This is a genomic window from uncultured Litoreibacter sp., from assembly GCF_947487515.1.
GTDB lineage: Bacteria > Pseudomonadota > Alphaproteobacteria > Rhodobacterales > Rhodobacteraceae > Litoreibacter.
On record NZ_CANKWO010000002.1, the window covers coordinates 383168 to 403133 of the forward strand.

Annotated in this window: 21 protein-coding genes and 1 riboswitch; of the genes, 11 read left to right on the forward strand and 10 right to left on the reverse strand. The window is 59.2% G+C overall.

The window, feature by feature from the left end:
* Positions 1 to 74 precede the first annotated feature (74 nt).
* Complete coding sequence (locus Q0746_RS07500; protein WP_298258824.1) at positions 75 to 929, forward strand: LysR substrate-binding domain-containing protein; 855 nt, start codon at positions 75 to 77, stop codon at positions 927 to 929.
* Here the strand turns inward: Q0746_RS07500 and Q0746_RS07505 are convergent.
* The 8 genes from Q0746_RS07505 to Q0746_RS07540 form a co-directional block, all read right to left on the reverse strand.
* A complete protein-coding gene (locus Q0746_RS07505) occupies positions 926 to 1276 on the reverse strand; it encodes a hypothetical protein (protein ID WP_298258826.1) in 351 nt (116 codons plus the stop codon). The two genes, Q0746_RS07500 and Q0746_RS07505, sit on opposite strands and share 4 nt — an antisense overlap.
* A 74-nt stretch (positions 1277 to 1350) precedes the next feature.
* Positions 1351 to 2121 carry a precorrin-4 C(11)-methyltransferase gene (gene cobM, locus Q0746_RS07510; RefSeq protein ID WP_298258828.1) on the reverse strand — a complete coding sequence of 257 codons (771 nt, stop codon included), beginning with the start codon at positions 2119 to 2121 and terminating at the stop codon, positions 1351 to 1353.
* Positions 2118 to 3929 carry a precorrin-3B C(17)-methyltransferase gene (cobJ, locus tag Q0746_RS07515; RefSeq protein WP_298258830.1) on the reverse strand — a complete coding sequence of 604 codons (1812 nt, stop codon included), beginning with the start codon at positions 3927 to 3929 and terminating at the stop codon, positions 2118 to 2120. The genes cobM and cobJ overlap by 4 nt, the downstream gene beginning before the upstream one ends.
* Positions 3920 to 4621, reverse strand: coding sequence for a precorrin-2 C(20)-methyltransferase (cobI, locus tag Q0746_RS07520; RefSeq protein ID WP_298258832.1), 702 nt, complete (start codon positions 4619 to 4621; stop codon positions 3920 to 3922). Before cobI ends, cobJ begins: the two co-directional genes overlap by 10 nt.
* Entirely contained in the window at positions 4618 to 5820 is a 1203-nt protein-coding gene (cbiE, locus tag Q0746_RS07525) for a precorrin-6y C5,15-methyltransferase (decarboxylating) subunit CbiE (RefSeq protein WP_298258834.1), read from the reverse strand. The genes cobI and cbiE overlap by 4 nt, the downstream gene beginning before the upstream one ends.
* Positions 5817 to 6455, reverse strand: coding sequence for a precorrin-8X methylmutase (locus tag Q0746_RS07530; RefSeq protein ID WP_298258836.1), 639 nt, complete (start codon positions 6453 to 6455; stop codon positions 5817 to 5819). Before Q0746_RS07530 ends, cbiE begins: the two co-directional genes overlap by 4 nt.
* Positions 6456 to 7688, reverse strand: a complete 1233-nt coding sequence (locus Q0746_RS07535; RefSeq protein ID WP_298258838.1) for a sirohydrochlorin chelatase — start codon at positions 7686 to 7688, stop codon at positions 6456 to 6458. It abuts the gene before it with no gap.
* Positions 7685 to 7921, reverse strand: coding sequence for a DUF6732 family protein (locus Q0746_RS07540; protein ID WP_298258840.1), 237 nt, complete (start codon positions 7919 to 7921; stop codon positions 7685 to 7687). Before Q0746_RS07540 ends, Q0746_RS07535 begins: the two co-directional genes overlap by 4 nt.
* Positions 7922 to 8201: 280 nt before the next feature.
* On the opposite strand from Q0746_RS07540, the gene Q0746_RS07545 reads away from it, so the two are divergent.
* On the forward strand, positions 8202 to 9155 hold the full coding sequence (locus Q0746_RS07545; protein WP_298258842.1) for a glutathione S-transferase family protein: 954 nt from the start codon (positions 8202 to 8204) through the stop codon (positions 9153 to 9155).
* 9 nt (positions 9156 to 9164) lie between these two features.
* Here Q0746_RS07545 and Q0746_RS07550 read toward each other — a convergent pair whose 3' ends face one another.
* Positions 9165 to 9548 carry a hypothetical protein gene (locus Q0746_RS07550; protein WP_298258844.1) on the reverse strand — a complete coding sequence of 128 codons (384 nt, stop codon included), beginning with the start codon at positions 9546 to 9548 and terminating at the stop codon, positions 9165 to 9167.
* Between the two features lie 213 nt (positions 9549 to 9761).
* On the opposite strand from Q0746_RS07550, the gene Q0746_RS07555 reads away from it, so the two are divergent.
* The 5 genes from Q0746_RS07555 (at position 9762) to Q0746_RS07575 (ending at position 13571) form a co-directional block, all read left to right on the forward strand.
* Positions 9762 to 10136 (forward strand): DUF1636 domain-containing protein, encoded by a 375-nt coding sequence (locus tag Q0746_RS07555; RefSeq protein WP_298258846.1) that lies wholly within the window; start codon positions 9762 to 9764, stop codon positions 10134 to 10136.
* Entirely contained in the window at positions 10129 to 11067 is a 939-nt protein-coding gene (locus tag Q0746_RS07560; protein WP_298258848.1) for a threonine-phosphate decarboxylase, read from the forward strand. The genes Q0746_RS07555 and Q0746_RS07560 overlap by 8 nt, the downstream gene beginning before the upstream one ends.
* A complete protein-coding gene (gene cbiB, locus Q0746_RS07565) occupies positions 11064 to 11969 on the forward strand; it encodes an adenosylcobinamide-phosphate synthase CbiB (RefSeq protein ID WP_298258850.1) in 906 nt (301 codons plus the stop codon). Before Q0746_RS07560 ends, cbiB begins: the two co-directional genes overlap by 4 nt.
* Positions 11970 to 12000: 31 nt before the next feature.
* Positions 12001 to 13164, forward strand: coding sequence for a lytic murein transglycosylase (locus Q0746_RS07570; protein ID WP_298258851.1), 1164 nt, complete (start codon positions 12001 to 12003; stop codon positions 13162 to 13164).
* An 80-nt stretch (positions 13165 to 13244) separates the two neighbouring features.
* Positions 13245 to 13571 carry an H-NS histone family protein gene (locus Q0746_RS07575; RefSeq protein ID WP_298258853.1) on the forward strand — a complete coding sequence of 109 codons (327 nt, stop codon included), beginning with the start codon at positions 13245 to 13247 and terminating at the stop codon, positions 13569 to 13571.
* A 65-nt stretch (positions 13572 to 13636) separates the two neighbouring features.
* On the opposite strand, the gene smc is transcribed toward Q0746_RS07575, so the two are convergent.
* Complete coding sequence (smc, locus tag Q0746_RS07580) at positions 13637 to 17092, reverse strand: chromosome segregation protein SMC (RefSeq protein ID WP_298258855.1); 3456 nt, start codon at positions 17090 to 17092, stop codon at positions 13637 to 13639.
* A 197-nt stretch (positions 17093 to 17289) separates the two neighbouring features.
* Positions 17290 to 17508, forward strand: a riboswitch (cobalamin riboswitch).
* Between the two features lie 33 nt (positions 17509 to 17541).
* Between smc and Q0746_RS07585 the strand changes: the two genes are divergently transcribed.
* Genes Q0746_RS07585 through Q0746_RS07600 form a run of 4 tightly spaced genes read left to right on the forward strand, consistent with a single transcriptional unit; the run spans position 17542 to position 19962 of the window.
* Positions 17542 to 17730, forward strand: coding sequence for a CbtB domain-containing protein (locus tag Q0746_RS07585; protein WP_298258857.1), 189 nt, complete (start codon positions 17542 to 17544; stop codon positions 17728 to 17730).
* 3 nt (positions 17731 to 17733) lie between these two features.
* A complete protein-coding gene (locus Q0746_RS07590; protein WP_298258859.1) occupies positions 17734 to 18420 on the forward strand; it encodes a CbtA family protein in 687 nt (228 codons plus the stop codon).
* Between the two features lie 4 nt (positions 18421 to 18424).
* Complete coding sequence (cobW, locus tag Q0746_RS07595) at positions 18425 to 19507, forward strand: cobalamin biosynthesis protein CobW (protein ID WP_298258861.1); 1083 nt, start codon at positions 18425 to 18427, stop codon at positions 19505 to 19507.
* Positions 19504 to 19962 (forward strand): GNAT family N-acetyltransferase, encoded by a 459-nt coding sequence (locus tag Q0746_RS07600; RefSeq protein WP_298258863.1) that lies wholly within the window; start codon positions 19504 to 19506, stop codon positions 19960 to 19962. Before cobW ends, Q0746_RS07600 begins: the two co-directional genes overlap by 4 nt.
* Positions 19963 to 19966 lie beyond the last annotated feature (4 nt).

The following is a 19966-nucleotide window of genomic DNA, read 5'->3' on the forward strand; positions in this document are numbered from 1 at the left end:
TATCTGCGAGTTTGACCTGTAAATTTCCTCATGTCATACGACTATTAGTCACCAATTACATGAGATTCGCTCACATGTTGATTCCGTCCACTTCCGCATTGCAGGCCCTTGTGACATTTGCTCGACTGGGATCAATTACCGCAACCGCAGATCATTTGGCCGTAACCCAATCCGCAATAAGCCATAAAATGAAGGCGTTAGAGGAGCAATTGGGCTTTCCGCTTTTGCGCAGGGAAGGGCGCGGCGTGCGCTTGACGGAACGGGCACGGCATTACGTGGCCGAAGTTGCTCCGGCGTTGGAAACCCTGTCACGCGCCTCTCGAACGCAAGAACTGTCGGGGACATTGACGTTGAACGTTGCCTCTGGCTTTGCCGGAAGCTGGCTGGCCCAACGCATTGGTGGCTTTCTGGCGAAGCATCCAGGGGTAGCACTGCGCATCAACACCCCAAGGCGATATGGCGATCTGGGGGAGCGCCGCAATGACCTCTACATCAGCTTCCTACTGCCAGAGGAAGTGCCGGTCGGGTCGACACATTTGATGGATGTCGGCTTCTTTCCCGTCGCCGCCCCCACATTGCTGGGCGGACAGATGCTACCCGACACGCAGAGCCTTACGACGCTCCCGATCTTGCACTTGGACAACCGGCAAGACTGGCAGACATGGCTGACGGCGGCAGGTGGCGACATGCACAGCGACACGGGAGTGGTTTTTCAGGACCTCCAGATCATGGAGATGGCCACGAAGGCTGGGCAAGGCGTGTCCCTTGGCGATCACCTGACAAGTCGCAGCGCGATGGAGCGTGGCGAGCTGATGCAGGTGCATCCTTTCGTCCTGCCATCCCAAAGGGCGTATTGGCTGGTGCGCGGCAAGGCGATCCCCTCCGAGAGTGCGACAGCTTTTGAGGCATGGCTGACAGCCGAGCTTTAGCGCCGCTCCAGAAGCCCAACCGGCGCATGTTCCTCGCGCACAAAATCCAACGCAGGACCCGTTGCGATGGCGGTATTGCGCTTGAACTCGAACACAACCGCATCGCCATCGAACGACGTGGCCACCACCAACGCCTGATACATGTGGCGCGTGCCGTCATAGATATCCACAAGCCCCCGCATGCGCGGCGCGAGATCGCGTTCAATCGCGAAATGGCTGTCGGTGAGGCGCGCCAAAGGGATCATTTCCTCGCCGGATTGGACTTTCAGGCGCGTCTTTTTGCGGGCCGCCTTCAGACGTGCCTGCGCCAACCCTTCCTCAATCTCTTTCGGCAAAAACTCGATCATGACAGTGATTCCTTTGCTTTCCCTATTGGAATACTGAGCATGAAACCGGTTAACATCAAGTTTTTGCGACAGTTTTACGAAGCTTTGACTTTCGGGCGCAGCACATGTGGTGTGTCTGGGTCGTACAAAGCACTATCGCGGAAGTCCTTCACTTCGGCCAGTGCAGGGCCCACAAGGATCAACGCGGTGCGGGTGATTTTCTCGGCCCGCACCTTCTCGCGGATATCCTTCAACGTGCCACGCAGAAACAACTGATCAGGCCATGACGCGCGATATGCGACCACGACGGGGCAGTCTTCGCCGTAGTAGGGGATCAACTGGCGCTCGATTTCGCGCAACGCACGAATGCCAAGGTGGATCGCCAAAGTCGCCCCCGTACGAGCAAAGTTTTCCAGCGTCTCGCCCTCCGGCATGGAGGTAGATTTCATCGACATGCGCGTCAGCACAATGGATTGCGCGATTTCCGGCACGGTCAGCTCTTGCCCCAATGCCGCCGCGGCCGCCGCATAGGCCGACACACCGGGGATGATTTCATAGTCGATGCCTTCGGCTTTCAGACGGCGTATCTGCTCGGCAATGGCCCCATACAGCGACGGATCACCCGAATGCACCCGTGCCACATCTTGCCCCTTGGCATGCGCGGCCACGATCTGCGCATGGGTGTCATCCAAGGTCATCGGGGCCGTATCCATCACCAAAGCGCCTTCCGGCGTACCTGCCACAACCTCTTCGGGAACCAAGGACCCCGCATAAAGGCACACTGGGCAGCGTGCGATGGTCTTTTGCGCCTTGAGCGTCAGAAGTTCGGGGTCACCCGGACCGGCACCTACGAAAAATACGGTCATTGATCAGTTCCTGTTTTAGCCAGATCGCCATCGATCTTTCGCGCATATCCGCGCGGTGTGTACATGCGTGGGCCTTCACCCAACTGCGCCAGTTTCGAGTGGCTGGAGCCGATTAGCACAACCGTCAGCATGTCGACCTCGTCGACCTCCAACGCGTCCAAGCGGCGGTAGCGCACATGCTCCTCTGGGCGGCCCAACGACGACGCCAACATCACGGGCGTATCCGCGGGGCGGTGCTGCAACAGGATGTCGCGCGCCTCGGCCAGCAAGGTGCGACGGCGCATGGAAACGGGGTTGTAGAAGGCGATCACGAAGTCGCCTTCGGCCGCGGCGTGCAGACGTTTCACGATGTCTTCGCGCGGGGTCAGCAAATCCGACAATGAAATGGCACAAAAGTCGTGACCCAAGGGCGCGCCCGCACGTGCAGCAGCGCCTTGTAGCGCAGATACACCTGGTGTGGACACAACTTCGACGCGGCGCGCGGCATCGGTCACGCCCAGCTCTTCGGCGCTGCGGTCCAGCAATTCAAACACCAAGGCGCCCATCGCATAAATACCTGCATCGCCCGAGCAAATCAGCGCCACATTGCGCCCCTCGCCTGCCCGTTCCAACGCGTAGCGGCAGCGATCTTCCTCGCCACCAAGCGGGAAATCGGAGCGCTGCTTGCCGTAGGCCAAAGGCCCCAGCAAATCGATGTAGAGGCCGTAACCCACCAGTTCTTCGGCCTCATTCACCAGATGCGACGCCTCTGGCGTGCGCCATGTGTGCTGACCGGGCCCGATGCCGATGATCGACAGCTTGCCGCGCGCACGACCGCGCAATTCGGTGATGGGTTGCGGGGCCAAGGCCACCGCACAAGTGGCGTTTTTGGTTTTCCGCTTTGGCGACAACAAGGTTGCGTCTTCTCCAGCGCCAGCCAAGGCCGCAGCTTCGGACACACCGTGGGTGCCAACCTCCGCGAAGACGACCTCTGACGGGTTCTCTAGACGCGGTGTTTCGGCCTCAAGTGCTGCGGCATCAAACACACGTACGGGGATATCAAACGCGCGGGACAGCGCGTGAACGGCGGGTTCATCCGCCTTCAAATCCAGCGTATAAATCGCCTTCAACGCGGCAGGTGCCACATTGGCCTCTGCCAAGGATTCCATAACCAGATCGTGCAGTTCTTCGGGGGCGCAATCGCGGGCGCAGCCGACACCCAAAGTCAGTTGCTGCGGGTGGAACACCAAATCCGCGTCCGACGGGGCCACAGAACAAGCGATGGTCACATCGTCCCCTTTTGGCAAATCAGCCAACCAAGGCGCATCACCTTCTACGGTTGCCCCAGCGCCAGACAGGAGTTTCGCCATGACGTCTTTGGCGTTTTCGCCATTAGTTAATCGGTAGCCCAAAGGCGGCTCGTCCAGTGCGACGCCCAAGGCCACATCACCGGCAGTGGTGACGGCGGCGGTGGCATCCAGCGCCTTAGCGATCAAGGCCGCCATGCGATTGGCCCCGCGATGACCACCCAACAAAGGCACCACAACCGCCCCGTCATCCGAGACGGACAGGACCGGAGGCTCCGCGGTTTTATCCGCCAGCACTGGGGCCACGGCGCGGATCAAAATGCCCGAGGCACAGACCCCCACAACAGGCGTGCCTGCTTGGAACAACAAACGCGTGTGATCCAGCGCATTGGCGAAGAACACATCCGCCTGATCAACGCGACCTTCGCGGCCATGGACGGGCGCCTCCAGCAGTTTGGCGATGCGGTGTGCGGTGGCCTCGCCTGCGCGGTTGAGGCACAGGACTACGGGTTTTATAGCCATGGATCGGCCCCTTTGGTCAGCAGAATAATTGAAAAATACGGCGCCTTCTCGGGCGCCTCAGACAGCGGCAACACCACCTCTTCGGGAAGGGTTGCGCGTTCGATATATTTGGCCTGATCCGTCAGGCCCAACTCGTCGATCACGGCGCGAATCTTGGGCAGGTGGCGCCCGACCTTCATGATGACGACACTTTCGGCCCCATCAATTCGGCTGCGCAACTCTTCCTGCGGCAACGGGCCGGGCAAGATCGTGAGACGTTCATTTCGCGCGGCCAGCGGCATCGCGGCCCGCGCCGCACAGGCCGTTACGGAGGTTACTCCGGGGATGATTTCAACCTCGAATGCACCGGTCAGGCGGGCGTGCAAATACATGAAGGATCCGTAAAAGAATGGATCGCCCTCGCATAGGCACACAACGTCTTCGCCCGCCTCCAGAGCCTTCGCAATTTCCGCCGCACCGGTGTCATAGGCGTCTTGGGCGGGCTGGCGTTCAGTGCTCATCGGCACATCCATGCGGATTTCGCGGGTGCCGTCTTTGATTAACGAAGCCGCAATCGCCCGCGCGAAGCTGTCGCCACCGGCGAGCGTTGGATAGGCAATGGTGGTCGCGCCTTCGATCAGACGCGCGGCCTTCAGGGTAATCAGCTCGGGATCACCCGGGCCAAGGCCCACGCCGTAGAGAGTGCCGCTCATCGTTTCACCAAGCTCCACTGTGTGACCGTCATGGACGGGCGCCATCCGGTCAGGCGACCTACCGGTTCCGCGCGTTGCACGCTGATTTTGACCAAGTCGCCGCCGTGCTTCTTGTGAAGATCAATGAGGATTGCTTCGCTTTCCAGCGTCACCGCATTGGCCACCATACGCCCAAGCGGACGCAGATTGCTCCACGCAAGATCAAACACCTCATGGCTAAGCCCGCCCCCAATGAAGATGGCATCCGGCGCATCCAGCCCCTGCATCGCCGCGGGTACCTCGCCCTCGATCAATTGCAACTTCGGCGCGCCCAAAGCCAATGCGTTTTCGGCGGCCATGGCGCGGCGGTCTGCACGCGGCTCAATCCCGATGGCGCGGGCGTAGCGTGCGGCGCGCATCCACTCAATCGCGACCGAGCCTGATCCCGCTCCGATGTCCCACAACAGCGCCCCGCGCATAGGCATCAGCTTGGCCACTGTCGCGGCGCGCACCTCTTGCTTGGTCATGGTGCCGTCGGATTGGAACAAATCATCGCTTAGCCCCGGCACGCGGGGCAAAAGGGCCGCGTCTTGGGCCGCGATACAATGCACGGCCAAAGTATTGAACGCGGGCACCTCATGCGCCCAATCGGCGGCTGTCCCGTCAAAGCGCTGTTCTTTCTCGCCCCCCATAGAGGCCAGCACGGTCATCTGCGACTGCCCAAAGCCGCGTTCCGTCAGGAACTGCGCGATCTGGGCGGGTGTTTCAGCACCGGTGGTCAAGATAATCAACCGCTGGTCTGGCTGAATGAACGCCACCATCTGATGCACGGGGCGACCATGCACGGTGAGGGTTTCGACGTCCGCAAGGCTCCAGCCCATGCGCGCGGCGGTCAGCTGGAATGCGGACAGTTGCGGGTGGTAAACGATCTGCGAGGGATCGATGGACCGGCCAATACGGGCCCCCACAGAAAACCACAGCGGATCGCCCGTGGCCAAAACGACGACGCGTTTGCCCTTATGGGCCTGCAGCGTCTCAATCAACGCATCGAAGGGCGACGGCCACGCCACGCGGGTGGCGGTGACATTGTCGGACAGGCTGTGATGCCGGTCCCCACCGATGATAACTTCCGCGGATTCAACGACCGTACGCGTGACAGGGCTAAGCCCGTCCATGCCGTCCTCGCCGATGCCAACTATATGGAGCCATTTGTCGTTCATGATTGCACCTCCGGCAGGCCCGCCGACAATGCGTTTACCGCCGCCGAGGCAATAGCCGAGCCGCCCTTGCGACCACGCAGGGCGATGAAATCGCAGCCGCGCGGGTTCGCCGCTAGTTCTGCCTTGGATTCGGCGGCGCCGACAAATCCGACCGGAAAGCCAAGGATGACTGCCGGTTTCGGGAAGCCCTGATCGATCAATTCCAGCAGGTGAAACAATGCGGTGGGGGCGTTGCCGATGGCGACGACCGCGCCCTCAATATGGGGCTCCCACAGCTCCACAGCGGCGGCGGATCTGGTATTGCCGATCTGGGCCGCGCGGTCCGGCGTTGTGGGATCATTGAGGGTCACGATGACTTCGTTATTCGCCGGCAGGTAACGGCGGATAATGCCTGCACCGACCATTTCGCAGTCGCATAGGATCGGCTTGCCTTCGGTGAGCGCATGATGCCCCGCATAGTAAGCCGTATCAGTGAAAGCCAAACGATCCGCGATTTCCACCATGCCGCAGGCATGGATTACGCGAATAGCAAGGCGGTCCAACCCGTTGGGGAAACGGTCCAACTTGGCCTCGGAGCGCACGGTCTCGAAGCTTTGCGCGTAGATCGACGCGGGGTCTTTCTCGTAAGGGCGCATCTACTGAAGCTTTGCCTTGCGCGCAGATTCCGGTCCATGCGGGTGCTTGGCGTGCGGGTAAGGCGCGTGGTGATGGTCGTGATCATGATCGTGGTGGTGGTGATGGTGGCCGTGATCATGCGAATGATCGTGGCTGTGGTCATGATCGTGATGATGATGGTGGTGATCTGGCAATTCCAGACGGCACATGCCGGTGCAAAACGTATCACACATGTTACAGTCTTCGACGTTGGACCCCGGGGCGTTCGCGCCTTGGCCCTCAACGTGGTGGTGGTGCGATTCTTGGACCGCGCCAACCTCGCCCTCAAACCCCAAGACCTGCGTGCGGTATTTGCACAGAACACACGTCGGCGGCGGCACGTCGCCAAATGCGGGATGCGCGACGGGCGCGATTTCTTGCACGTCCTGCCCTTCAATCGCGAGGATTTGCGTGCGGTATTGGCAGATGCCGCAATTCGGCGGCGGGTTGCTGCCCATCTGTTCTGTGATGCGTTCCGCAAAGGTTTCCAGAACTTGTGAATGATCGTTCAAATACCCCGCTTTGACAAATTCAATGTCAGTGTGCTGGGCGGCGACTTGATCGGTAAAGCCGTAGATGCGGTCGATCAGGATGCCTGTGAACAGAAAGTAGGGGAAGACCACGATGCGTTTGTAGCCCAACTTGGCCGCGTGACTGAGGCAGGGTTCAACAAGCGGGAAAGTCACGCCGGAATAGCCGACCTCGACCCAACCAAAGCCCATGCCTTCGTGCAACATACGCGCGATCTTGGAGACGTTGCCATTGGCGTCAGGGTCGGATGCCCCGCGCCCGATCACCACCAGACAGGTGTCCTCGTTGGAGACATGCTCAACCGCGTTGGCCGCATCAACGGCGTCTTGAACCCGTGCGCCAGCGGCGGCGATCATCTTCGGATCAACCCCCAGTTCGCGACCATAGCTGATCTCGATGTCATGTTTGGCGGCATAGGTGTTCAACACAGTGGGGATGTCATTCTTGGAGTGCATCGCGGCAAACAGCATGCCCGGCACGGCCAGAATTTTGTCGCAGCCCTGCGCGCGCAGCTTGTCCAAGCCGTCGCGGATCACGGGGTTGGCGAATTCTAGGTAGCCGTATTCCACAGGCCATTCGGGCGGCAGAAAGTCGGGCAGCTTCTCTGCCAGAACCGAAAACTGATCAACCGCCGCTTGCGACCGCGAGCCGTGGCCGCAGATCATGACACCAATCTTGCTCATGCTGCTTCCTCTTCACCGTCTTCTGCGATTTCCTCATCGGAGGTTTCGGGCTTTTTCTTGCCTTTCAAGGCCCCCCAGATCGACACAGCCACAGCCGCACCCAAAGCCGCACCTGCAACCCAATGGTCATGGCCTGCAAACTCGCCAAAGTGGCCTACATGCGCCATGGCGGGACCCGCCAAAAGCATCATCGTAAGGGTCGTAACAATCCGGTTCATAGCTGCGCCTTTCATCCAAACATCCATAGGGAAAGGCTGGGGACAGCTGCCCACATCACGACGATGCAACCGGTGGATCCCCTAACTGGGTCGATCCGAAGGTTGCCAACCTCTCTGGGCCAAAGCCCTCGTCATGAGTCGGTGGTATATGGGGCGCGGCCCCGTCTCGCAATGGGGTTGAACGGCGCACCACGATCTAAAACCGGCGCTGCGCGCAGATTATGTGCGTGTTTGCCAGGTGACTGCAGCGACTTTTCCAGGCTTACTCGCCGTCGGAAAAAGGAAGGAATGCGACTTGGGACAGCTTGTAGACGGAGTCTGGCACGACACTTGGTATGACACGAAATCATCCGGCGGGGCGTTCAAACGCTCCACCGCGGGGTTCCGGAACTGGATCACCCCCGACGGAGAATTCCCAGCCGAAGCAGGGCGCTACCACCTTTATGTCTCTCTCGCATGCCCTTGGGCGCACCGCACCTTGATCTTTCGCAAGCTGAAGGGCTTGGAAGATCTGATCGACGTGTCAGTTGTGCATCCTGACATGCTAAGTGACGGCTGGACTTTCGAGGTCGACGGGCAGGGTGCGACTGGTGACACGCTGTATGGATTACCCTTTGTGCGAGACATCTATCTTAAGGCTGACCCCAATGTTTCCGGCCGTGTAACCGTCCCGATTCTGTGGGACAAGCAGCGCGAAACCATCGTGAGCAACGAATCTTCAGAAATCATCCGGATGTTCAATTCCGCGTTTGACGGCTTAACCGGAAACACGTTGGACTTCTGGCCAGAAGCGCTGCGCGGCGCCATTGAGGACACCAACCAACGGATTTACAGCACGGTGAACAACGGTGTTTACAAGGCCGGTTTCGCCACCAGCCAATCTGCCTATGACGCCGCGGTCATGCCGCTGTTTGAAAGCCTCGACTGGTTGGAGGCGCGGCTGGCGGACAATCGCTACCTTATGGGCGATCGGATCACCGAGGCCGATTGGCGTTTGTTCACGACATTGGTGCGCTTTGATCCGGTGTATCACCTGCATTTCAAATGCAACCGCAAGCGGATCATCGATTACCCGAACCTCTGGGCCTACACGCGCGAGCTATTTCAATGGGACGGCGTCGCAGAGACGGTTCATTTCCATCACATCATACGCCACTATCACTACAGCCATGACACGATTAATCCCAACCGGATTATCCCGATCAACCCCGAATTGAACTGGCTGAGCCCCCACGGCCGAGGTGGTTAATCTGCAAGCCTACACCGCGATACGTTGCTCGGCGCGCGCATGGTATTCCACCAAGGCCGCGAGGTCCTCGGGCTCGGTGCTGGGAGGGACCATCACACAGGCGTTCGGCATATAGCGAAAGATAGACCCATCGGAGAAAAAGCTGCTGGTGGTCACGCAGACCACCTTCGCCGTTGGGCGTCGGAAGTTTGCATAGTCCGCAATAGCAGATGCGTCCCCCCAACGCGGATTGAGGTTGAGGTTTACAACTAAGACGTCAAAGTCCTGCTCTCGCAGCTGGGCTTCGGCATCAACTTGGCAGTGGACTAGAACGACATCACATCCAAGCCGACCAACATGGTCCGCCCAAATCGTTCCCAGTCCACATCCATTTTCAACGATGAGAACATTCATACTTATACTAATCCGACCCTGTTTGTTTCAGAAAGGCCGGTACACTTCCCGTTAGACTGTAAATAGTTTTTGGTCCCATTTTCGGAAGGACCGCGCCTTTTAGGCTTTGATTCCTTAATCAATGGTTAACAACGTTGCCAGATTGCAACTTCTTGCGCCCGCCTAAAATTTCCGCTTGATGGGCTCCATAGAAAATGAGGCGCGAAACAAACGATGACAACTTGGATCACGATCTGCGACACCTGCAAACGCGATGACTGGGAAGCCCGCTCCCCCGGGGTCACTGATGGCGAAACCTTGGCCGAGCTGATCGAAGCCAACGCCGAAGGCCACGCGGAGCTGCGGACCCGCCGCCACTCCTGCCTAATGGGGTGCGCCAGAGGCTGCAACGTCGCCATCCAAGGCCCCAACAAGTTGAACTACACCGTAGGAGAATTCGAACCCACGCAAGAGGCCGCCGAGGCGATCGTGGGATATGCAGCCCTGCACGCGCAAAGCGACAGCGGTCAGGTGCCCTACAAGCAATGGCCGCAGGCGATTAAGGGCCATTTCGTCACCCGCCACCCCCCCTTGCCCAGCGATGACTGATACGCCGCGCGATCATGGTGGAGGACTAGACGCGGCCATAGCCCTCTTTGGCGGGCACCGCGCCGACTGGTTGGACCTATCCACCGGCATCAACCCTGTCCCCTATCCCGTGGGCCCCGTTGCCGCCGACGCATGGACTGCCTTGCCTGACAAAGCTGCAACGGACCGGCTAATCCGCGCAGCACGCAATTTTTGGGATGTTCCAGCGGACGCGCATATTTTGCCATCGAATGGCGCCTCGGCGTTGATTGCGGCAATGCCTCATGTGATGCGCGGCAAAAGCGCCGCCATCCCCACCCCAACCTACAATGAGCACGCCGCGGCCTTTCGCGCCCAAAACTACGCCCTGACCGACGGCATGGCAGACGTGCGGGTCTTGGTTCACCCCAACAACCCAGACGGGCGCTTATGGGGGGCGCAGGAGCTGACCCGCGGCCCGACAGTGTTGGACGAAAGTTTCTGTGACAGCTGCCCCCAACACAGCCACACGGCGCAAGCGGGGCGGTCGGACCTTGTGGTTTTGAAAAGCTTTGGCAAGTTTTGGGGCTTGGCTGGCATGCGATTGGGCTTCGTCATCGCATCCCCTGAAGTCGTCGCCAGATGTCGCGACGAAATTGGGCCATGGGCGGTATCCGGCCCCGCGTTGGAAATCGGGGCCACTGCTTTGGAAGATGTGGCTTGGGCCGATGCCACCCGCGCGCGGTTGTCGCGCGACGCCGAGCGCTTGGACGCGCTGATGGCAAAATCCGGCATCCCTTCGGTCGGTGGCACCAGCCTGTTTCGCCTCTATGAAGTGGACAATGCCGCCTCTTGGCAGGAAAAACTCGCGAGCGGCCATGTTTGGTCGCGCATCTTTCCCTACTCGGACCGCTGGCTGCGCCTTGGCCTGCCCGCGCCAGATCGGTGGGATCAGTTAGAGGCCGCGCTGTGACCGTTGCCCTTGCGATGCTGCTCGACGCCCTCATGGGAGAGCCGAAATGGCTGTGGAACCGCCTCCCGCACCCTGCTGTGCTTATGGGGCAGGCCATCGCCACCCTAGAGACCCGTTTGAACACTGGCGCCGCCGCGCACCGCCGCGCCAAGGGCATCGCTTTGGTCGCGGGCATCGTGTCAGCCGCCCTCATCGCTGGCCTGATCTTGGCGCAGCTTGGCACAATCGCGCAAATCATCATCGGAGCCGTTTTGATCGCGCAAAGATCCCTGTGCGACCATGTTGCCGATGTTTCGCGCGCACTGCGTCTGAGCCTTGGTGACGGGCGCATGATGGTCGCGCGAATTGTCGGGCGGGATGTTAAGGCGCTGGATACCTCGGGGGTTTGTCGCAGCGCGATCGAAAGTGCCGCCGAGAATTTCAGCGACGGGATTGTGGCTCCGGTGTTTTGGTTTGCCCTGCTCGGCTTGCCCGGGCTTTTGGCCTATAAGGTGATCAACACGGCCGACAGCATGATCGGCTACCGAAACGCGCGCTACGCAGAGTTCGGATGGGCCGCCGCGCGGTTGGATGATGTGGTGAATTGGCCCGCCGCACGTCTCAGCGCTTTGGCGATTGCCGCAGCGCACCTGCGCCCCGATGCGATGCGCTTGGCCATACGCGATGCACGGTTGCACCGCTCACCGAATGCCGGTTGGCCCGAAGCGGCGATGGCCAGCGTTCTAGACGCCGCCTTGTCGGGGCCGCGTAGCTATGACGGCGCGATCCGCGACGAGCCCTACGTGAACCCCGAAGGACGCCGCGAACTGGGGCCAGATGACATTGACGCTGCAGTGATGGTCTTGTGGAAAGCATGGGCGCTGACGCTCTGTGCCGTTGCCCTTGTCTGGGGGATTGCATAGGGTGCGCCCGACCTGAAACGCGGAGTTTTTTATGCGCCAATTCCTTCTCGCAGTCGCCTTTTGCACGGCCTCCACAGCAGCATTTGCCAATTGCGGAGGCGGGTGGAATTCATTCATCACCGGCTTGAAAAATGAGGCCATTGAAAAGGGTCACTCTACGTCATCTGTGGACCGCTTTTTCAACTCTGCGCGTCAGGACCCGAAGGTATTGAAGGCCGACCGGTCGCAAGGTGTCTTCAAGCGTGACTTTGTTGATTTCTCTCGACGGATCATTTCCAAGTCAAGAATTAGCAAAGGGCGCTCCAACGCCAAAAAATACGCGTCTGTTTTTCAACGTGCAGAGCAAGAATTCGGTGTCCCTGCGGGTGTCCTCTTGGCCTTTTGGGCCCTTGAAACGGATTACGGTGCGGTTCAGGGCAACTTTAACACGCTCAACGCCTTGTTGACGTTAAGTCATGATTGCCGCCGCCCCGAATTATTTCGCCCACAGATTTTTGCAGCCTTGGAATTATTCGAGCGCAATAATTTTAGCCCCGCCAACACCAAGGGCGCATGGGCTGGCGAAATTGGCATGGTTCAGATGCTGCCCGAAGACATCATCGAGAACGGAATGGACGGCGATGGAGACGGCAAAATCAGCTTAAAAAGCTCTGCCCCAGATGCGTTAATGTCAGGGGCAAAAATGCTGAACTCCTTGGGGTGGGCGTCTGGGCAGGCCTGGCTGCAAGAGGTTCAGGTTCCCGCAAAAATGGACTGGTCAAAAACAGGTTTGAATACATCGCTTGCCACCAGCGCGTGGGCCGAAATGGGCGTGAAGCCCCGTTCTGGCAGCTTTCAAGGCAACGCCGGTTCGATCCTTTTGCCGATGGGCCGCAAGGGGCCGGCGTTCATTGCCTACCCAAATTTTCACGTCTATTTCGAATGGAATCAAAGCTTTGTCTATGTGACCACTGCTGCGTATTTCGCGACCCGCCTGTCAGGTGCACCTGTATTTGACGCCGGAAATCCGGACCCCAGCCTGTCGGATGCGAACATGAAAGCCCTGCAGAAAAAACTTGCCGCGCGCGGTCATGATGTCGGAAAAATAGATGGAATATTGGGAAGCGGCACGCGCGCAGCGGTTCAAAAAGAACAGAAACGGCTAGGGCTTCCCGCTGATGCATGGCCAACGATTGCGTTGCTCCGTAAACTATAATCGACGAATTCCTTGGTTTTGACGAAATAGTAGGTTACTAAACTTCCCATTCACAAAGCTGGGGAGCTAAGAAGAATACAATGGCAAAAATAGACTTGAAATCTCTGTCACTCGCAGAGCTAAAATCACTCAGTGCCCGTGTCGATAAAGCCATCGCACGCCACGACAAAAAGCAAAAAACAAAAGCGCTAGCGGCAGTAAAAGCCAAAGCAAAAGAGCTTGGTTTTTCGCTTTCTGACCTCACAGGAGCTGCCGGATCGGCCAAATCCGCACCTAAGAAGCCCGCCAAGGCTGCTTACCGTGATCCGAATAACTCTAGCAACACATGGGCAGGCCGTGGCGCACGCCCATTGTGGCTGAAAGAGGCCCTAAAATCGGGAAAAACACTGGAAGACTTCAAGATTTAGTCCTTCGGAACCACCTATAAAATCGGGCGTATGCAAAACCTGCATGCGCCCTTTTTTGTGCCCGATTATGCGACCAATTGTTCCGCTTTCTTCAGATCAACGGACACCAATTGCGACACGCCTAATTCCGCCATTGTTACCCCAAACAACCGATCCATTCGCGCCATTGTGACGGCGTGGTGGGTGATAATCAAAAAGCGCGTATCGGTGCGGCGGGCCATTTCGTCCAGCAGGTCGCAAAAGCGCGTAACATTGGCGTCATCCAACGGTGCGTCGACCTCATCGAGCACACAGATCGGGGCTGGGTTCGCGAGGAACACCGCAAAGATCAGCGCCAAGGCTGTGAGCGTTTGCTCCCCACCAGACAGCAGCGAAAGCGTCGACAGTTTCTTACCAGGCGGCATGCACATGATCTCGAGACCGGCTTCCAGCGGGTCGTCGCTTTCGACCATGACAAGCTTCGCCTCTCCGCCGCCAAACAGGTGTTTAAACAGGGTAGCAAAACTGGTGTTCACTTCTTCAAAGGCCGTCAACAGGCGCTCGCGGCCCTCTTTGTTCAGTGACGCAATCCCTGTGCGCAAAGCCGAGATTGCAGCCTCCAGATCGGTTTTCTCACCCAGCAGGCCATCATGTTCTTCAGATACTTCCTTCGCGTCCTCTTCGGCACGAAGGTTCACCGCGCCCAAAGCATCGCGCTGGCGTTTCAGGCGGTTCACATCCGCTTCGATCCGTTCGGATGGCGGCATGTCTTCAGGATTGGTATCCAATGTTTCCAGCAACGCCTGAGGGGTTGTTTCCATCTCTTCTTGGATGCGCTCAACCGCGTAGGTCACGGTTTCTTTCGCGGCTTCTGCGCGGGCCTCGGATCGGGCGCGCGCTTCGCGGGCCTCAGAGGCTTCGCGTTCTGCTTCGCGTTCGGTCTGTAGACCCTCGCGCAGCGCTGTCTCGGATTCGGCCAAATTGTCTGCCGCTTGCTTTCTGCGGGCCTCTGCTTCGTCAATTGCAGTGCTCAATTCGTCGCGCTTTGCAGCGAGTTCCGCAGGTGCAGCAGAGGCTTCCTTCAACTCTTCCTCAGAAGTAGTTTTGCGCTCTTCTAGCTCACCAATGCGCTTGCCAGCAGTCTCTAGACGGTGCTTCCAGCCGCTAATCTCGGTGGTGATTTCTTGGCTGCGCTTGGTGCGGGCTTCGCCTTCGCGGCGCAATTCGTCATGCGAGGATCGTTTGGCCAACATGGTCATCCGAGAGGCCTCGACGGTCATCTTGACGTCTTCAACTTCTGCGCGGGCGGCCTCCAGATCCCCCAGATCGGCCACGCCTTTGTCGGCTTCGCGCAGGCGTTCCCGCGCAGCCATGGCTTCTTCCTCATAGCGGGTCACGGCCAACTCAAGGCTTTCCACGCGACCAGAAGCGATCGATTTTTCGCCTTCGGCCCGCGACACCGCACGCGACGCATCCGCCATCGCACGGTCCGCGTCTTTGCGGGCCTCGCGCGCGTCGCGATCTGCCTGAGCGGCCTCCGCAAGCTCCTTGGTGAGCATCTCATGCGCCATACGCGCACCATCGGCACGGGCGGTGGCCCCTTCTAACGCTTGCTTCAACTCTTCCAAGCGGTTGAGTTGCTGCAGACGCATCGCCGCCGCAGAGGGGGCATCATCCGCCCCAGTACGAAAGCCGTCCCAACGCCAAACGTCGCCCTCTACAGACACCAAACGCTGGCCGGGTAGCAAGGACGCTTGCAGGGCATTGCCGTCATTTGCCGCAACCAGACCCACTTGCGCCATGCGGCGCGCCAACACATCGGGAATGGTTACATAGCTGGTTAACGGGTTCACCCCATCGGGCAAACGCTGGGGGTGTGCATATGCATCCAGACGCGCCCAGCCGGTCACTTCGTCATCGTCAATTTGCGGTGCACGCAGGTCGTCGGCCAAAGCCGCGCCAAGCGCCTTCTCATAGCCGGATTTCACCTGCACCACATCTAGCAGCTGGCCTTGCTCTGACGTGTCACGATCCACCAAACGCGACAGGGCGGTGGCTTCCGCACGTAGTGCATTCGCCTCGCCTTCCGCCTCTGAGCGTTGCGAGCGCGCGTCACTTTCGCGGTTTTGCGCATCGGATCGCGCGGTTTCGGCAGCACTTAGATCAGCATCCGATTTCTCGGCCTGCACAGAGGCCTGAGACAAAGCCGTTTGCGCCGCGATCAGGGAGGTATCCGCATTCATCGCCGCCGCCGCCGCGTGGTCAACCGAGGCACGCGCCTTTGTCGCCTCGTCCTCGTAGCGCTGCAACGTTTTTGCCGCATCCTCACGCAGCCGATGCGCTGACTGGTGGCGCGCGGCCAAACGGGCGACGTCCTCGGTATGCTCCGCCAGCTGCGTTTCGCGGTCTTGCAAAACGGTCGCTGCCTCACGGGCTTGGGTGGCAGCAGCGTCCAGCTTGTCGACATGCCCTTCCGAGGCCTTGCCAATCTCGCGGGCTTCCCATTCGAGCCGCTCGATGGTTTCTCCCGCATCGCGGTTCAGCGCGGTTTCACGTTCAATATCGCGGCCCAATTGGTCGATCCGCGCTGTCAGCGTGTCGATTGTTTGCCGTGCCTGTTCTTCTTGATCCGTCAGCGTGTCCCGCTGCACTTGCAGACGTTGCAAAATGGCGGCGGCGATGGCCTCCTCTTCACGCAGCGGTGGCAGCGCGTCTTCCATGCCTTGCCGTAGCTTGGCCACTTCGCGCACCTGCGCCTCAGCGGCCGCAGCCAGCTTGGTGCGTTCAGTCAAGGTCTGGCTCGCAGCGAGGTTGGCTTCTTCGGCCTCTTTCCAACGGCGATACAGCAGCATGCCCTCGGATTTGCGCAAATCTTCCCCGATTTCGCGATACCGCGCGGCCTGACGGGCTTGGCGGGCAAGCTGCGCCAGTTGAGCGGCAAGCTGTTCAATCACATCGTCGACGCGCGCCAAATTGGTTTCTGCCCCGTTCAGCTTCAACTCCGCCTCATGGCGACGTTGATACAGACCGGAGATGCCCGCGGCTTCCTCCAGAATACGACGACGTGCTTTCGGGCGGGCGTTGATCAGCTCCGAGATTTGCCCCTGACGCACAAGGGCAGGCGAATGCGCACCGGTGGAGGCATCCGCAAACAACATCTGCACGTCACGGGCCCGCACGTCTTTGCCGTTGGTCTTATAAGCAGACCCCGCATCGCGCGTAATGCGGCGGATGATTTCCAACGTGTCGAGGTCATTGAAACCGGCAGGTGCCAGACGTTCCGCGTTATCAATATGAAGCGAGACTTCTGCAAAGTTGCGCGCCGGCCGCGAGGAGGCGCCTGCAAAGATCACATCTTCCATACCAGAGCCACGCATCGACTTGGCGCGGTTCTCGCCCATGACCCAACGCAAGGCTTCCAGCAGGTTGGACTTGCCACAACCGTTTGGCCCCACAACCCCCGTCAGCCCGTCGGCAATTACCAGCTCCGTGGGGTCCACGAAGCTTTTGAAGCCGTTCAGTCTGAGTTTAGAAAAGCGCAATGCAAACCTCGTAAAGGGAATCAGGGCGTTAGGGATCCATTGTTTGAACCCTGCCCCCTCAAGTCAATGTAAAACCCCTGCATATTGCCAAACAGGCAGGGTTATCCCCAAGATGTTGCGAAGTACCGCCGATATAGACCTGCCGCGAAATGAAGTTTCCCTGTCGGAATCGACCTTGACCCCCACTGCCGGTTTGAAGCATGTTAACGCAGCATGGTTCCCCGCGACGTGCAAAGCACATGTGGGGAAAAATGGGAATTCGGTAAGCCTGACCCAAATAGGGATGCAACTCCGAAGCCGCCCCCGCGACTGTATGCGGTGAGCACCCTGCCAACACGCCACTGGAGAAATCTGGGAAGGCGGCAGGATGCATCGACCCGCGAGCCAGGAAACCAGCCACGCGTCATGAAACCCCTCCCGTCGGGTGTGACGGGGCAAGGAGATAAAGAATGAACGATCAAGTCAAAGTCGCAGCAATTGCGCAAAAGTCAGACGCAGCAGACCAAGGCCTTCTGGGCATCATCGGCGCCATCATGCTTGGCGCGATCTTGCTGTTCTCCGCTGGCTTCGCACAGGCGACTGTCATGCACGACAGTTCCCACGACATGCGCCACGCCATGGCGTTTCCCTGCCACTAAGCCATGCTTAGACATATTTTGACCAGCGCGGTGTTCGCTGGGATCGTTGCGGGGATTTTCGCAGCGGTCATTAACCTGTGGGCCGTCATTCCAATGGTTATGGAAGGCGAGCTTTACGAATCTGGTGCACGCACCCACTTTGCGGTGGATGGCTCGCCCCAATCTGACGCGGGCAGCCCATCTGTCTTCGAGGATCCGGCCCGTCACATCATGCCTGCGGCCTTTAGCGTCGTGGTCTTTACCGGCTATGCCTTCTTCTTGGTTGCGGGTTTCGCGCTGGCGGAACGCTATGGCCACCGGACAACGGTGCGCAGTGGATTGATCTGGGGCCTATGCGGCTTCATCACCTTCCAGCTGGCCCCTGCGATGGGCATGCCCCCGCAATTGCCCGCCACGCCGGGTCCCGAGGTTGTGCCACGCCAGCTTTGGTGGGCGATGACGGTGGTCTTCACCGCGACAGCGCTTGGCCTGATCGCCTTCGGGCGTGGGGTGCTGCCTATCGCAATCGCAGTGGCGCTGCTCTTTGCCCCTCACATCATCGGCGCGCCGCGTCTTGATACTTACTTCGGCTTTGCTGCTCCGGAACTGGCTGCCCATTTCGCCGGAGCCTCCCTCGCCGCAACCGCTTTGACTTGGACCACCCTCGGCCTGTGCTGCGCGTGGTTCTGGACAAAGCTGCAACAGGATTGATCTCATGCAAAAGATACCCGCAACAGTGGTGACCGGCTTCCTTGGGGCCGGTAAAACCACGCTCATCCGGCATATGCTGGAGAACGCCAACGGCAAGCGCATTGCCCTGATCATCAACGAATTTGGTGACCTCGGCGTGGACGGAGACATTCTCAAAGGCTGCGGTGACGAGACCTGCGCCGAGGATGATATCATGGAGCTGTCCAACGGCTGCATCTGCTGCACTGTGGCCGATGATTTCGTCCCCACGATGGAGGCCCTGCTGGCGCGCGAAAACAAGCCCGACCACATTGTGATTGAGACCTCGGGGCTGGCATTGCCACAGCCCCTGATACGCGCCTTCAATTGGCCGGAAATCTCGACCAAAGTCACCGTTGACGGCGTTGTCACCGTAGTTGACGGCAAGGCGGTATCCGAGGGTGTCTTTGCCCATAACGTCGCCGCCGTGGACGCGCAGCGCAAGCTGGACGAAAACCTAGACCACGAGACCCCGCTTTCCGAGTTGTTCGAGGACCAAGTGGCCTGTGCAGACATGATCGTGGTCAACAAATCCGACCTACTTGGCGAGGCCGAAGCCGACGCTTTGGTCACCACCCTGAAAGCCGACAGCCGCGACGGCGTGCAAGTGGTGCGCACTTCCATGGGTAAGCTTCCGGTGGATGTGTTGCTGGGCCAAGGCATTGGTGCGGAAGGTGATCTGGACGCCCGTCACGAGGTGCATCACCACCACCACGATCATGATGATGACCATCACCACGACGACGATGATGATCACCACCATCATCACGAACATGAACACAGCCACGACGAATTCCAATCCTTCGTGGTCACGCGCGGCGAAATCACAGACCCCAAGGCATTTGCCGAACAGGTCGCCGATGTGATCCGCACGCATGACATCCTGCGCCTCAAAGGGTTCGCAGCAGTGGACGGCAAACCCCTTCGCCTGACTTTGCAGGCTGTTGGCCCCCGCGTGGACACATATTTTGATCGCCCGTTTGGTGCGGAGCCGCGCGAAACGCGCTTGGTCGTCATCGGCCAGTCCGGCTTGGACCAAGCCGCTATTGAGACGGCGCTACAGGCATGATCGTTAAGCGCGGTGATCCCCGTGACCCACAGGTCACCGCGCTGCTGAAGGCCAGCCATGCCTTGATGGAATCCCTGTTTCCACCGGAGGACAATCACTACCTGTCCATCGACGCGCTTTGCGTGCCAGAAGTGCATTTTTTCGCCGCCTATGAGGGTGACACTGTCTTGGGATGCGGGGCGTTTAAGGTCGTCGGCGACTACGGCGAGGTTAAATCCATGTTCACCGCCGAAGCCGGTCGTGGAAAGGGCGTGGCCTCGGCAGTTTTGAACGAGATCGAAGCTCAGGCCAGCACCATGGGGCTCAAAATGCTCAAACTGGAAACGGGCGATCTACTTCACGCCGCACACAAGCTTTATGCCAAGCACGGGTTCACGCCATGCAGCCCCTTTGGCGACTATGAAGAAAGCAAAAGCAGCGTGTTCATGGAAAAACCCCTGTCGGTTGCCCCCTAACAAA

Coding starts and splice junctions, on each gene's coding strand:
- Q0746_RS07560 (WP_298258848.1), top strand. CDS start 10,129: ATGACTGATACGCCGCGCGATCATGGTGGAGGACTAGACGCGGCCATA.
- cobI (WP_298258832.1), bottom strand. CDS start 4,621: ATGAGCGGCACTCTCTACGGCGTGGGCCTTGGCCCGGGTGATCCCGAG.
- cobM (WP_298258828.1), bottom strand. CDS start 2,121: ATGACCGTATTTTTCGTAGGTGCCGGTCCGGGTGACCCCGAACTTCTG.
- Q0746_RS07575 (WP_298258853.1), top strand. CDS start 13,245: ATGGCAAAAATAGACTTGAAATCTCTGTCACTCGCAGAGCTAAAATCA.
- Q0746_RS07555 (WP_298258846.1), top strand. CDS start 9,762: ATGACAACTTGGATCACGATCTGCGACACCTGCAAACGCGATGACTGG.
- cbiE (WP_298258834.1), bottom strand. CDS start 5,820: ATGAACGACAAATGGCTCCATATAGTTGGCATCGGCGAGGACGGCATG.
- Q0746_RS07550 (WP_298258844.1), bottom strand. CDS start 9,548: ATGAATGTTCTCATCGTTGAAAATGGATGTGGACTGGGAACGATTTGG.
- Q0746_RS07540 (WP_298258840.1), bottom strand. CDS start 7,921: ATGAAAGGCGCAGCTATGAACCGGATTGTTACGACCCTTACGATGATG.
- Q0746_RS07590 (WP_298258859.1), top strand. CDS start 17,734: ATGCTTAGACATATTTTGACCAGCGCGGTGTTCGCTGGGATCGTTGCG.
- Q0746_RS07530 (WP_298258836.1), bottom strand. CDS start 6,455: ATGCGCCCTTACGAGAAAGACCCCGCGTCGATCTACGCGCAAAGCTTC.
- Q0746_RS07505 (WP_298258826.1), bottom strand. CDS start 1,276: ATGATCGAGTTTTTGCCGAAAGAGATTGAGGAAGGGTTGGCGCAGGCA.
- cobJ (WP_298258830.1), bottom strand. CDS start 3,929: ATGGCTATAAAACCCGTAGTCCTGTGCCTCAACCGCGCAGGCGAGGCC.
- cobW (WP_298258861.1), top strand. CDS start 18,425: ATGCAAAAGATACCCGCAACAGTGGTGACCGGCTTCCTTGGGGCCGGT.
- Q0746_RS07600 (WP_298258863.1), top strand. CDS start 19,504: ATGATCGTTAAGCGCGGTGATCCCCGTGACCCACAGGTCACCGCGCTG.
- Q0746_RS07585 (WP_298258857.1), top strand. CDS start 17,542: ATGAACGATCAAGTCAAAGTCGCAGCAATTGCGCAAAAGTCAGACGCA.
- Q0746_RS07535 (WP_298258838.1), bottom strand. CDS start 7,688: ATGAGCAAGATTGGTGTCATGATCTGCGGCCACGGCTCGCGGTCGCAA.
- Q0746_RS07570 (WP_298258851.1), top strand. CDS start 12,001: ATGCGCCAATTCCTTCTCGCAGTCGCCTTTTGCACGGCCTCCACAGCA.
- Q0746_RS07500 (WP_298258824.1), top strand. CDS start 75: ATGTTGATTCCGTCCACTTCCGCATTGCAGGCCCTTGTGACATTTGCT.